At 45.4% G+C, this 13442-nt stretch carries 11 protein-coding genes; 4 read left to right on the top strand and 7 right to left on the bottom strand.

Annotation, left to right across the window (positions count from 1 at the left end; genetic code table 11):
* Nucleotides 1-15: 15 nt before the first annotated feature.
* The gene (locus tag J4N23_RS18460; RefSeq protein ID WP_207429313.1) at nt 16-930 is read right to left on the bottom strand and encodes a hypothetical protein; all 915 of its coding nucleotides are present in this window, start codon (nt 928-930) and stop codon (nt 16-18) included.
* A 224-nt stretch (nt 931-1154) separates the two neighbouring features.
* On the opposite strand from J4N23_RS18460, the gene J4N23_RS18455 reads away from it, so the two are divergent.
* The 3 genes from J4N23_RS18455 (at nt 1155) to J4N23_RS18445 (ending at nt 6213) form a co-directional block, all read left to right on the top strand.
* Nucleotides 1155-2696: a glycoside hydrolase family 10 protein gene (locus tag J4N23_RS18455; RefSeq protein ID WP_207429312.1), complete on the top strand. Its 1542-nt coding sequence runs from the start codon at nt 1155-1157 to the stop codon at nt 2694-2696.
* A gap of 164 nt (nt 2697-2860) precedes the next feature.
* Nucleotides 2861-4000: a glycosyltransferase family 1 protein gene (locus J4N23_RS18450; RefSeq protein WP_207429311.1), complete on the top strand. Its 1140-nt coding sequence runs from the start codon at nt 2861-2863 to the stop codon at nt 3998-4000.
* Nucleotides 4001-4014: 14 nt separating this feature from the next.
* Nucleotides 4015-6213, top strand: coding sequence for a family 1 glycosylhydrolase (locus tag J4N23_RS18445; RefSeq protein WP_207429310.1), 2199 nt, complete (start codon nt 4015-4017; stop codon nt 6211-6213).
* Nucleotides 6214-6283: 70 nt separating this feature from the next.
* Here J4N23_RS18445 and J4N23_RS18440 read toward each other — a convergent pair whose 3' ends face one another.
* From J4N23_RS18440 to J4N23_RS18425, 4 genes are all read right to left on the bottom strand, one after another.
* Nucleotides 6284-6475 carry a hypothetical protein gene (locus tag J4N23_RS18440; RefSeq protein WP_207429309.1) on the bottom strand — a complete coding sequence of 64 codons (192 nt, stop codon included), beginning with the start codon at nt 6473-6475 and terminating at the stop codon, nt 6284-6286.
* Nucleotides 6476-6594: 119 nt separating this feature from the next.
* A complete protein-coding gene (locus J4N23_RS18435) occupies nt 6595-9084 on the bottom strand; it encodes a ligase-associated DNA damage response DEXH box helicase (RefSeq protein ID WP_207429308.1) in 2490 nt (829 codons plus the stop codon).
* A gap of 57 nt (nt 9085-9141) precedes the next feature.
* Entirely contained in the window at nt 9142-10767 is a 1626-nt protein-coding gene (locus tag J4N23_RS18430; protein WP_207429307.1) for an ATP-dependent DNA ligase, read from the bottom strand.
* Entirely contained in the window at nt 10764-11849 is a 1086-nt protein-coding gene (locus J4N23_RS18425) for a ligase-associated DNA damage response exonuclease (protein WP_207429306.1), read from the bottom strand. The genes J4N23_RS18430 and J4N23_RS18425 overlap by 4 nt, the downstream gene beginning before the upstream one ends.
* A gap of 61 nt (nt 11850-11910) precedes the next feature.
* Here J4N23_RS18425 and J4N23_RS18420 point away from each other — a divergent pair, with 61 nt between their 5' ends.
* Entirely contained in the window at nt 11911-12102 is a 192-nt protein-coding gene (locus tag J4N23_RS18420; RefSeq protein ID WP_207429305.1) for a hypothetical protein, read from the top strand.
* Between the two features lie 78 nt (nt 12103-12180).
* Here the strand turns inward: J4N23_RS18420 and J4N23_RS18415 are convergent, their stop codons facing one another.
* Nucleotides 12181-12843: a phosphatidylserine decarboxylase family protein gene (locus J4N23_RS18415; protein WP_207429304.1), complete on the bottom strand. Its 663-nt coding sequence runs from the start codon at nt 12841-12843 to the stop codon at nt 12181-12183.
* Nucleotides 12844-12881: 38 nt separating this feature from the next.
* Entirely contained in the window at nt 12882-13436 is a 555-nt protein-coding gene (gene hpt, locus J4N23_RS18410) for a hypoxanthine phosphoribosyltransferase (RefSeq protein WP_207429303.1), read from the bottom strand.
* Nucleotides 13437-13442 lie beyond the last annotated feature (6 nt).

Below are 13442 nucleotides of genomic sequence, written 5' to 3'. Positions count from 1 at the left end.
TTTTTACGGTCGTCTTTATCTTAGCGTAACGCTGCTTTTGCCCATCGCATAGCCATCAGCGTACAACAGAACGGTATAGGTTCCCTTTTGGAACTCGTTGGGGTTTGTCCAGTCGATATTAAATATCTTTCCGGTGTTATCAAACTCGATAGCAGTTCTGTAAGTGTACTGCAGGTCCTCTCCATCTGCTGAAAACACGTTGTTATTATCAGACGCAATAAGATTGCCATTAGGATCTACGATACGAACGTACACATCGTGCATTCCTTTTTCTGCTAGTTGATTGTCTGCAACTGTAAAGCTGATCCTCAGTTTTTTGGCCGCGTTCGCCCGGGTGACATCCGATTCTTTCCCGCTGTTACGTACTCTGAGCGGAGTTACGTTCACCGTTCCTGCTTTCAAAGCGGCTGCGGTTTTTACTTTAGACGATAGTTCAGTGTTTTGTTGTTCTAACTGGGTGGCACGTTGATTTACATTATCAACAGTAGTGCGTAAACTGTCGCGCTCGATAGTGAGGGCCGCGTTTTGCTTTTGAAGTTCCTGAAGATCTGAGGTGTACTTATTCACAAAGTATCGAAGCTGCTCAATTTCTCGCTGAGCTTTTGCCAGCTGCCCCTGGGTCAGTTTTCCTCTTCTTAACTGCTCACGGAGTTCTGAGATTTTTTGGCGTGCCAGTTCCTGCTCTTCACGCATATCTGCCGTTAACTGGATATTCGCGTTGTTTGATTTATCAAGTTCTGCCTCAATTTTGTCAATTTCGACTTCCATTCGGGAGCGTTCATCACTTAACGTCACGATCCTGTCGTTCGCTTTTTTATCCTTAAAGAAGAGGTAAGCATTAGTACCAAGCAGTGCAACAATAACAGCTATCAAAAAATAGATCTTATTCGAATCTCTTTTAGGAGCTTGTTCTGGATAAATTTTTTCCATTTCGAAGGATTAAAATCGTATTAAAATTGGTCTGGGACCCGCTTTTTTAAACTGTAAATCTTACAGATTATTGCTTGGGGAACTGACCCTATTATCGCAAATATAATATTTTACCCAAGTGGGATGAGGCAAAGATCAAAAATCAAAAGTACCTGAAACACTTTGGGGACAATAAATCTTCCTATTACTTGTTTGTTAAGTATCTTCGTCGGTTTTAAAGAATTATGAGTTTTAGATTTCCAGCACTGCTATATATCCTGATATTCATCGCCAATCCTTCTGTTTTTGCTCAGGCTGTTGTTAATCCTGTTCCCGTTAAGCGGGAGTTTAGAGGAGTGTGGGTCGCTACTGTTGCAAATATAGACTGGCCTTCCCGCCAGGGATTACCATCACACGTACAACAGCAGGAGTTGTTGAGGATTTTCGATGAACACCAGCAGTCGGGGATTAATGCTATTATGCTTCAAGTGCGCCCGGCGGCTGATGCCTTATATGCGAAAAGTCACGAACCCTGGAGTAAGTTCTTAACCGGACGGCAGGGCGTAGCGCCTTTTCCGTTTTACGATCCGCTCGAATTTGCTATCAACGAAGCACATAAGCGGGGAATGGAACTGCACGCCTGGTTTAATCCTTACCGGGCCTCAACCACTTTAAACCCCGCAGATATCAGCAGTGAACACATTACAAGAAAGCGACCGGAGTGGTTTTTTAACTACGAGGGTAAAAAACTGTTCAACCCGGGGATTCCCGAAGTCCGAAAGTACATCGTCGACGTGATTTTGAATGTGGTAAGGAATTATGACATAGACGGCGTTCACTTTGACGACTATTTTTATCCGTACCCGGCGCAAAGACAAGTAATTCAAGATGCACGGGAGTATAATTTGTATGGCAAAGGCTTTGACAACATTGCCGACTGGCGCAGAAATAACGTAGACTTGCTTATCAAAGAACTGTCGGACAGTATCCATGCCGCTAAACGTCATGTAAAATTTGGTATTAGCCCTTTTGGTATCTGGAGGAACAAGTCTCAGGATCCCGAGGGGTCTGAAAGTACTGGCCTTTCCGGCTATAGCGCATTGTATGGGGATGCCAGGAAATGGGTGAGGGAAGGCTGGATCGACTATATTAATCCCCAGATATATTTCCCGTTCCATTATCGTGCAGCGCCATATGAAAAATTGGTAGATTGGTGGAGTAACAACGCTTTCGGGAAACATGTATACATTGGACAGGCGGCCTACCGCGCTACTGAGCGCCGGGAGGGTTGGCTCGACTGGCGACAAATTCCTAATCAGATCCGTTATTTACGGGAGAATCCGCGAGTGCAGGGGAGTGTGTTCTTCAGTTCCAAGTCGCTTACAAACAATTTGGCGGGAGTGCAGGATTCCCTGCGCAACAATTTTTATCGGTATCCAGCTTTGCAGCCCCAAATGCTTTGGTTGGACGACGTCCCTCCTTTGTCGCCGCTTAACCTTACCACTGCGGTGGTCAATGGCAGCGTAATTCTGAACTGGCAGGCTCCGTTGCAAGCTAGGGATGGCGAAACTGCCTACGGTTACGTTATTTATCGGTTTGAAGCGGGCAAGGAAGTTAATCTTCAAAACCCTGAGGGAATACTAAAAATTCTTTATGAAAATAAGCTAACATCCTACACTGATTTCACTGCCAAAAAGGGTGTCAAGTATCATTATGCAATTACTGCCATTGATCGCCTTAAAAATGAGAGTATTCCATCTAACATAGGTGTTGCAACAGCGAATTAGTGTAAATTCTATTCCTTTTTAAGATAATTCTGATCTTTTTGTTTAATAACGACTGGCGTAAAGGTTAAACTCTTTTCATTTAAGAACGATCGGGCCAAAATTTTCAGTACAGGGCAAACGTTTCGATTTACTTCTTGTTAAATCCTAACATAACAAATGAATCTATGAAACGTGTACCTGAAAATCTATTAGTGTTTTCTCATTTGAGATGGGATTTCGTATTTCAACGCCCCCAGCATTTACTTACTCGTTTCGCACGCGAGTTCAATGTATATTTTTTTGAGGAACCTCACTTTGATGTAGAGGCTGAGGGCGAGAGTTACTTATCAATCAGCAAACGGGAGGACAAGCTTTATGTGCTCGTACCTCATTTGCCACAAGGCATCAATAAAAAAGATAACATTAAAATTCAGAAGGAAATTTTGAAGGGCTTTTTAAAGGATAAAAGCTTATCAGATTTCATGTTTTGGTATTATACTCCCATGGCTCTCGAATTCTCTGCGGAATATATACCAGATGTAATCATTTACGATTGCATGGATGAGCTGTCTGCATTTAAAAACGCTCCTAAAGAGTTAACCTATCTGGAAAAAGAGTTACTAACGAGGGCCGACGTTGTATTTACTGGCGGTCACTGCCTTTACGAGGCAAAAAAGCATCAACATCAAAATATCCATCCATTCCCAAGCAGTATAGACAAAGAACACTTCGCTCAGGCCCGGCAGAATAATATCCAGCCTGCAGATCAGGAGGGAGTGCCAGGTCCTAAATTTGGTTTCTACGGTGTAATCGACGAACGTTTTGATCACCAGCTGATCGGTCAGGTGGCGACGTTGCGTCCGGATTGGAACTTTATCTTAATTGGACCTACGGTTAAAATTAATCCGGAGATCCTGCCAAAGAACGAAAATATTCACTACTTGGGAGGTAAGTCTTATGAGGAATTGCCGCTTTATCTTTCTGGCTGGGATGTCGCTATGATTCCGTTCATGCTGAATGAGTCGACCCGCTTTATTAGTCCGACAAAAACTCCTGAATACCTATCTGGTGGAGTGCCCGTAATTTCTACTCCCATCAAAGACGTCGTAAATCCTTATGGAAAGCATAACCTGGTGAGTATTGTAAGTACTGCTGAGGAATTTGTTGCAGCAGCAGAGCGCGAATTGTCAAAATCGAAGAAAGAATGGCTAGAGAAAGTAGACTCTTTCCTTGCAGACAAATCTTGGGATCAGACTTACTCGGACATGCTGGATCTGATACGGAAAGCGATCGGACGAAAAGTATCTGTTCCGCTTAGTGCTTAACTAATTCTTATTGTATGGTTGATAGTTCGCAGAGCGTAGAGATCTGGGGTGGGATCGAATGCACCATAAACCGAGTGAAAGACAGGTATATGGACCAGTTGGAATTCTCTGGCCATTATCACCGGGATAAAGACATAGAGCTGTTAGCGCAGATCGGCATCAAAAGGCTAAGGTATCCGGTATTGTGGGAAAAGCACCAGCTTGAACCGGGTAGTAAGATTAATTGGGATATTAGCGAAAAAAACCTGAATCGGCTTAGGGAGCTGGGAGTAGATCCCATTGTAGGCCTGGTTCATCATGGAAGCGGTCCGTCTTATGCTTCAATCGAGACCGATAATTTTGCTTCCGGCCTGGCAGCTTACGCTGCTCAGGTGGCCCGAAAGTTTCCTTGGGTGAAATATTACACGCCCGTAAACGAGCCGCTAACGACGGCAAGGTTTTGCGGCCTTTATGGGCATTGGTATCCCCACGGCAAAAGTGGAAAGGTTTTCTTAAACCTGCTCATTAATGAGTGCAAGGCCACCGTGTTAGCCATGAGAGCTATTCACGAGGTGAATCCCGAGGCACAGCTTATTCAGACGGAGGACCTGGGACGAACGTACAGCACACCTTTGCTTGAATATCAGGCTAACTTTGAGAATCATCGGCGCTGGCTTTCGTTTGACCTGATGATTGGTAATGTAACGCCCAAACACCCGTTGTGGCACTACTTGCTTTCGGAGGGCGTTCACCAGGAGAGCCTTGAATTCTTTTGGGAAAATAGCTGCACTCCAGATATCCTTGGATTCAATTATTACCCCACGTCTGAACGATTTTTAGATGAGGATCTGGCGAAATATCCTATTCATACCCATGGCGGAAACGGACGTCACAAATATGCTGACGTGGAAGCAGTACGAGTCGATCTGGACGAGGAGTATGGGATCAAACGTTTGATGCGTGAAGCCTGGGAGCGATTTAAACTTCCAATGGCCGTAACAGAGGTGCATTTGGGATGTACCCGCGATGAGCAGATGCGGTGGATCAAGGAGATATATACTGCCTGTAACGAACTGAAATCGGAATCAGTGGATGTAAGGGCGATAACAGGTTGGGCTATGCTCGGCTCTTACGGTTGGAATAAACTGCTGACCAGCGAAGAAGTGAGTTATGAACCCGGGATTTTTGATCTTTCAGCAGGTAAGCCTCGTCCGACCGCATTGGCGAAGTTGTTGCAGAACCTTGCTGTTGGCGAAGAACTTACTCATCCTGTTTTGGAGGAGGAGGGCTGGTGGAAAAAGGATCTGAGGATTTTATACTTCCGGCAAAATGTTCGTCAGATTAGTAAGGAAAATAAGAGCTCACAGCCTTTGCTGATTATCGGCAAAACCGGAACCCTCGGAAATGCCTTCGCCCGCTTATGTCAGTTAAGAGGCATCAGGTATGAGTTGCTGGGACGGGAGGAGTTTGACATTTCCAGCCCTCTGGTAATAGAATCTGTTATCAAACAGAAGCGACCCTGGGCTATCGTTAATGCAGCGGGTTTCGTGAGAGTTGATGACGCGGAAACTTGCTCAGGCGCTTGTTATGTTGCTAACGCTTATGGCCCGGCTTACATCGCCAGGCTTTCTCAAAAATATCATTTCAAATTTTTAACTTTTTCTTCCGATCTGGTTTTTGACGGATTGAAGAAAGACCATTATGATGAAGCGGACTATGTTTCGCCTCTGAACGTATATGGAAGAAGTAAAGCAGTGGCTGAACGGCTGGTAATGGAAGCTGACCCATTCGCCCTCATTATAAGAACGAGTGCGTTTTTCGGACCCTGGGACAACTATAACTTCGTGACGGGCGTATTGAATAGCTTGCAAGCGAAGTCAGCTTTTGCTGCGGTTAAAGATGTGTTTATCTCTCCAACGTACGTTCCTGACTTGGTAAATGCCAGTCTGGATTTGATGCTGGACGAAGAATACGGGATATGGCATTTGGCTAATGCTGGCGAAACCACCTGGGCGCTATTTGCTGCAGACGTAGCAAAACGAGCGAATCTGGATTCCTCCCTAATTCTTCCGATGTCTTTAAATCAGTTTAAATATCCTGCTCGCAGGCCTAAGCACAGTGTCTTAACAAGTACCAAAGGGATGTTGCTGCCAAAGCTCGAGGATGCATTACACCGTTACTTCAACGAGCAGGAGTTGATCGATCTAAGCTTGCCGAAATCCGTGACGGCTTAAATCATTGTTTTGCAATCCAAATAAAAAGGCAGCAGTTTTGAGCTGCTGCCTTTTTATATTTAGAGGTCCATTACATTTTGGCTACGTCATGTGTGCCTTTCACCAAACCAATCCCGGTAAAAAAGAAAATAAATCCGAGGATACTGAAAACTACCAGCTCGCGGACACCTTCAGAGTGCTGAACAAACCCTACCGCTGCATATATTAATCCAACGATACCTAGTATCGTCAAAATGGTCCCAAAGGTTCTCTTTAAATTCATAGTAAAAAATCTTGTCGTTTAACATCTTGCAAAAGCTTTGCCAATCGGCTTTAAAAACCTATTTCGGGTAATTTTAATTAACGTGTATGGTAAATAGAGCACAATTTTTCGGGCAATTATTATTTAGAATAACTCAAAGCCATTTTTGCAACGCGTTCTTCTAAAGACTCAGTCGATAATTTCTCCCGAAGACGGTCAACCATAATAGGAAAGGAAAAAGGAGTAGGTTTCTCAGTTTGCGTGATAACTACTTTCAAACCCTGAATACGCCGCAATGCACTTCTTAACCTGAACTCTTCTAATTGGAACTGGAGCGCCTCGTTGTAGGCCTGCCTTACCAGTACATTATCCGGTTCATACTCGCTAAAGACATCGAAAAGCAGGGAGGTAGAAGCCTGAAGGTGGCGGTTCTTCATTGTTTTTCCGGGGAAGCCGGTAAAAACTAAACCGGCAATGTGCGCAATATCCCGGAAACGCCTTCTGGCCATCTCATTCGCGTTCAGGCTATTTTGTATATCGTCGAGCAGATTTTCTGCAGTAAAGAGATTCCTTTCAAGAGCAATTTCAATCGGAATTTCTTCGTCGCACAAAAGTTCGAACCCGTAATCATTCATAGCAATCGAGAAGCTCGCTTTTTTGATATTCCCGACTCGATAGGCGAACAAAGAAGCCATCCCTTCATGTACCAGACGTCCCTCAAAGGGATAGAAAAATAAATGATAGCCGTCTTTCGAGTTGAACTTCTCGATCAGAAACTCAGTGTTTTGGGGAAGGTGCGACATCTCCGCCTGTAAATCAAAAAGGGGCCTCAGCGTTTTTATTTCAACATCTTTTTCAATTTTATGGGCTACTTCGTCCAGCTTTTTCCGGAACATCGCGGATAATTGAGAGGAGAGGGGAACTCGTCCTCCCATCCAGCTTGGGACTTTCCCGCTGCTTTTGGCAGATTTTTTCACAAAAGCCGTCATTTCCTTCACCTTCACCAATTCCAGGCTTCGCCCTGCAAACCAGAAGTTATCCCCAATCTTTAATCGAGCAATAAAGTCTTCTTCGATCGATCCCAAATAGCCTCCTGTTAAAAATTTAATCCGCATACTAACGTCGCCCACTATGGTGCCCATCGTTAGTCGATGTCGCATGGCTACCCGCCTGCTGTTTACTTTGTAGAGGCCATTTTCTATTTCGACTTTTAAAAATTCATCATAGGCCGAAAGTGTTTTTCCGCCTTTGGTTATAAAATCGAGGATTTGCGAGTACTCTTTTTCCTGTAAATCAGCGTAAGCGTAGGTAGTTTTTAACTCCTGGAAAATTTCATTCGGTCGAAAGCCGTTTGATACAGCAAGGGTGACGAGGTATTGCGTCAGCACGTCCATCGCCATTATCACCGGATCTCGGCTTTCGAAGACTTCTTCTTTCATCGCCTGTTTAATAGCCGCGCCTTCGAGTAACTCAAGAGAATGGGTGGGCACGAACCAGGCTCTGGAGGTGGCACCCGGATGGTGACCACTCCTGCCAGCCCGTTGCATAAACCGGGCGACTCCCTTCGGACTGCCAATTTGGATGACGGTATCGACCGGACGAAAGTCTACTCCTAAGTCCAAACTGGAGGTGCAGACTACCACTTTCAGCATCTCTTTGTGGAGCGCTTCCTCTACCCAGCTTCGTAGCTCGTTATCCAGTGAACCGTGATGCATGGCCATCACACCTGCATACTCCGGGTACTTTGCGAGGATAGTTTGATACCAAATTTCAGACTGGGAGCGGGTGTTGGTAAAGATGAGGGTTGTGGTGCTTTTAGCAACAATCTCCATAACCTGCGGCAAAAGCTTAATCCCCAGGTGCCCGGACCAGGAGAGCTTTTCTATATGATCCGGGATAACTGATTCGATAACCACCTTTTTATTGAGCTTCGCCCTGATCAACTTTACTTTGACGTCAGACAGCTCATTGCCCAGTAAAACCTGAGCCGCTTGGTCGAGGTTCCCTATGGTAGCGGAGATACCCCAAATTCGAAACTGCTGAGGGTTAAGTGCCTGCCCTGGAAAAGCTGCGATCGCGTTCTTCCTGATGGCTTTAAGTCTGGAGAGGCCTAACTCTAGCTGAACCCCTCTTTTAGTTCCCAGTAGCTCATGCCATTCGTCGGCTACCACTAGTTGCAGGTGTTCGAAGGTTTTTGGATAATCCTTTTGTGCGATCATCAGGTGCAAGCTCTCCGGAGTGGTAAGCAAAACCTCGGGCTTTTTCCTGTTCAAGGCCGCTTTTTCTTTCGCAGAGGTGTCGCCGGTGCGGGTGGCAACAGTCCAGGGTAAGCCAAGGTCGTCAACAACCGACTGCATAGCTTTCCTGATGTCGTTAGTAAGGGCGCGCAGTGGTGTTATCCACAGCATAAGCAAGCCATTGTTTTTTCTGGTCTTGTAATCGTTTGGATGTCGATTAATGTAATCAGCAACGAAGGGCAGAAAGAGGGCAAATGTTTTTCCACTGCCTGTGGGGGCGTTAAGCAGGCCGGAGTATCCCGAAAGGTAAGCCTGAGCCATCTCTTTTTGAAAGGCGAATTGTTGCCAGCCTTTGGCCGCGAACCACTCTTTGATAATCTCTTCGCCTTTCATCTAACGTGTTTCAATATGTGTATCTAGCTCTTGTAAAGTGGAGGTGATAGAACGTTCTCAAGACGAATGTTCTCCCAACATAGCCCGCAGTACTTCGATTGTGTCTGCATCTTCAATCTTTTTATCGTGTCGCCAACGTAAAATCCTTGGGAAGCGCAGCGCTACTCCTGATTTGTGTCGGTTCGATTTGTTAATGCCTTCAAAGCCAATTTCGAAAACCAATTGGGGTTTTACTGTTCTGACGGGGCCAAATTTCTCAATTGTGTTTCGCTTTACAAAGTTGTCCACCTGCCTTATTTCTTTGTCCGTCAGGCCGGAATATGCTTTTGCAAATGCAACCAGCTTATCTCCATCCCATACCGCAAATGTATAATCAGTATATAGATCGGCCCTTCTTCCATGGCCCTTCTGCGCGTAGATCATCACGGCGTCCACTGAAAGCGGATCCACTTTCCACTTCCACCAATCGCCGCGCTTACGCCCGGTTTGGTAGGGTGAGTCGAGCCTTTTTAACATAAAGCCTTCTGCATGATATTCCCTTGACGCCAGCCGGAGTTCATAAAGATCCGCCCAACTATTAAACTCGACAACTGGCGACAATTGAAAGACGTCTTGGTGGGGACTGTCGGAGTGCAATTGCTCGAGAATTCTCCGGCGATCGGCAAGAGTTTTGTGTCGGATGTCCTCACCATTAAATTCGATGCAATCGTAGGCGATAAAGGCCATCGGACTTTCTGCAAGGATCTTTTTGCTAAGATTCTTCCTTCCAATTCGCGTCTGCAGTACGTTAAATGGTAGGGGTTTACCTTCCGAAAAGCAGATTGCTTCACCATCCAGAACAGTTCCATCTGGTAGGCTAAGCAAGAAATCATGAAGTTCCGGAAACTTGTCGGTAGCCAGCTCTTCACCGCGTGTCCAGATAAAAATTGTTCCCTTTCGATGGATAGCCTGAGCTCGAATGCCGTCCCACTTCCATTCTGCCTGCCATTCGGCGGGATTACCCAGCTCGGCTTCAATCTCGTCGGCCGTTTTCTGCTTGTCGGATGTTTCTTGAATAGCGTAAGCCAGGCAGAAGGGATAAGGGCGGGAGACATCGTCAGAGGCGTCTTGCTCCTGCAACAGTTCCTGAAAGCTGAACGAGAGAGGGTCCCAATTCCCCATGATCCTATGGGTAAGCGTGGCCGATTCAAGCCCCGAAATATCAGCTAAAGCTTTGATGATCAGATTTTGAGAAACCCCGACCCTAAAACTTCCCGTGAGGATTTTGTTAAATACAAATCGCTCCTGATAACCCATCGTGTCCCAGGCGTTTAAAAGCCAGCTTCGTCGGTCCTCTTCGGTGAAATTGACAAGGCTGCGGATCTCTGCAATCCAGTCAGATAGCGACTTAGTCTGTTCCCCCGCGGGCTCAGGGAGTAGCAACGCGATAGTTTCGGCCAAGTCTCCTACCACCTGGTAACTTTCCTCGAAAAGCCAGGTCGGTATACCCGCCATCTCCATCGCATACTGTTTTAGTAGCGAGCTGTTGATTTGACGCTTGGGCTTACGGCCCGTAAACAGGGCCAGCGTTTGAATTTTATCCTCATCAGGTACTGATAAGAAGTACTCTTTTAGTACCGCGACTTTTTCGTTGGTTTTGTTGGTCTCATCGAGATCAGAGAAAAGACAGGCAAAATCCCTCATAGAAGTGCGCTTCCTTCCTTGTTAACCGGACCTTCCGTGATCACATCCCCGTGTTCGTCTACTAACGGGGCTGGAAGTTCATCTTCCTGCATTAGTTCGTCACCGCCATAGTAAGTATGCGCCTCATGGGCGTTGTAGCCAATTCCGTTCAGGTATCTGGCAAAAGACGCGGTGTAGCCGTGGGTAAGGCAGACACATTCACATTCGGTAGCGTCGATGGCACTAATCAAACCATTCCAGTCAGCATGGTCCGACAGCACAAACCCTCTGTCCGCTGCCATCCGTCGTTTAGCCCCGCGGAGTGACATCCAACCCGAACAGTACCCGAAGGCGAAAGGCTGAAACTTTCTCATCCAAGGCGTGCCTATGGCGGAGGGAGGACAAATGACTATTGCTTTCCGTAGATCTTCTTTTTTCGTGTCTGGTGTAAGTCGATGGGCTTCCGGTAGTTTTACCCCATTTCTAAGCAGCGCTTCATGGGTGTTTGCTATCACCCCGTGCATAAATACCTTCCCAATGCTCTGATCGAGGTGTTGCAGGATGCGTTGTGCTTTCCCAAGTGAATAGCCGGCAATGAAAGTAATTTTACCGTCCTCGGCATTTTTCCTCCACCACTTATTGATGGCTCCATGAACTTCCTCCTGGGGTTTCCATTTGTAAACCGGCATGCCAAAAGTACACTCGGAGATAAACGTATGGCACTTCACCGGTTCGAAGGGTGTGGAGATACCGTCATCGACAGTTTTATAGTCGCCCGAAGCTACCCATACAGCGCCCTTGTGTTCTACCCGTACTTGGGCAGAGCCAATGATGTGCCCAGCTGGATGGAAAGAGATTTTGACCCCATTTTTGTAGATCGTTTCGCCATAGTCCATTGTTTCCAATTGGATTTCACCCAAACGGTACTTCATTACTTCTCTGGAAAGTTGGTGGGCGAGGTATCGCTTGTTGCCCCAGCGAGCGTGATCTGAATGGGCATGGGTAATAATGGCGTCATTAACTGGCTTCCAGGGATCAATGTAAAAGTCGCCGGCTGCGCAATAGATGCCGCAATCATTGAATTGTAGCAGAGGTTTTGCCATAGGATATAAACGGCGGATTAGTTTAGATAGTTTTAGGACCTTGGTTTAGAACCACAGGGAAATGATGGAAACAAAAAAAGCCCGGCATGAACCGGGCTCGAATATCGTGTATGAAAGAAGTTATGCTTTTTTCGGGGCTGGTTTAGCTATTGCTGCAGCTTTTGCTTTGCTACCAGGCATGCAGCAGCTCTTTCCTTCCGGCTTTTTGCAACATGCTTTTACCTCAGTCGACTTACAACAGTCTTTTTTTTGATCTTTCTTGTCTTGAGCAGTTGCAAATGTTACTGATGCTGCAAGTGCTAACATTAAAAATGTCCTTTTCATACTAAGTTTAACTTTTAAGTTCTGCTATAACGGTAATACCGCCTTTTACAATATCACCCAGGTTAACTTTTACCTCGGTGCCTAGCGGTAAAAAGATATCCACCCTTGAACCAAATTTGATAAATCCGAATTGTTCTCCCTGCTGCACTTTATCCCCTTCTTTAACATACCATACGATCCTCCTTGCAAGAGCGCCAGCAATTTGTCTGAACAACACAGGAATTCCAGCTGAGGTCTCTACTACTGTAGTAGTCCTTTCATTGTCTGTAGAAGACTTAGGGTCCCAAGCCACCAGGTATTTACCAGGGTGATATTTGAAGTATTTGACAATTCCGGAGATTGGGTTTCGGTTTACGTGAACGTTTATAGGCGACATGAAAACGGATACCTGAATCCTTCTGTCTTTAAAATATTCACCTTCTTCAGTTTCCTCAATTACAACTACTTTCCCGTCGGCTGGGCATAAAACGTATGATTCGTTCGGGTCTATTTTCCGATGTGGATGACGAAAGAACTGAAGTACGGTGATGAACAACACAAATGATACAAAGTAGCTCAGGTAAATGAGCCACTGCTTGTCTGGAAAAAAATAATGTACCAGCGCGTTCAGTACGAAAACAAAGAGCACGGTAAGTGCTATAGAGGTATAACCTTCTTTATGAATGGTCATTGGTTTGAAATTTTTGCAAAGATGGGAAAATTTATGAATTAAGTTTCAGACGGGCTCGTAGAAGCGCGATAGATATCTTTTAGATTCCTTCCAAGTCCTTTGTAATCAAGGCCGTAACCCACCACAAATTCGTTTGGTATTTCAAACCCTACATAAGTTATTTCTTCGATGTCTTCCTGTAAAGAACCGGGCTTTAAAAGTAGGGAGCATACGTTTATCGAGGCGGGCTCGAGTTTTTTCAACGTATCAAGGATGTGAATAAGCGTCAGACCGGTATCGACAATATCTTCAACAATGATGACGTCGCGGTTTTTTAAATCTATATCCAAACCAATCAGCTCACGTACAATTCCGGAGCTGGTGTCATTTCCATGGTAAGACGACACTTTTACAAAAGCCAACTCACAGGAGATGTCGATTTCTTTAATCAGATCGGCCATGAAAAGGAAGCTGCCGTTTAGTACGCCGATAAACACAGGTACTTTGTCCTCGTAATCCACGTTCAGCTGAATTCCCAAGAGTCGAGTACGTTTTTTTATCTGATCATACTCTAGCATCAGGTCAAATTCCTTATCCTCAATCTGAATTTTCATGTTCAA

The sequence above is a fragment of the Pedobacter sp. SYSU D00535 genome (assembly GCF_017355855.1).
In the GTDB taxonomy this organism is placed as follows: Bacteria; Bacteroidota; Bacteroidia; order Sphingobacteriales; family Sphingobacteriaceae; genus Desertivirga.
This window is presented reverse-complemented; position numbering and strand designations above follow the sequence as displayed.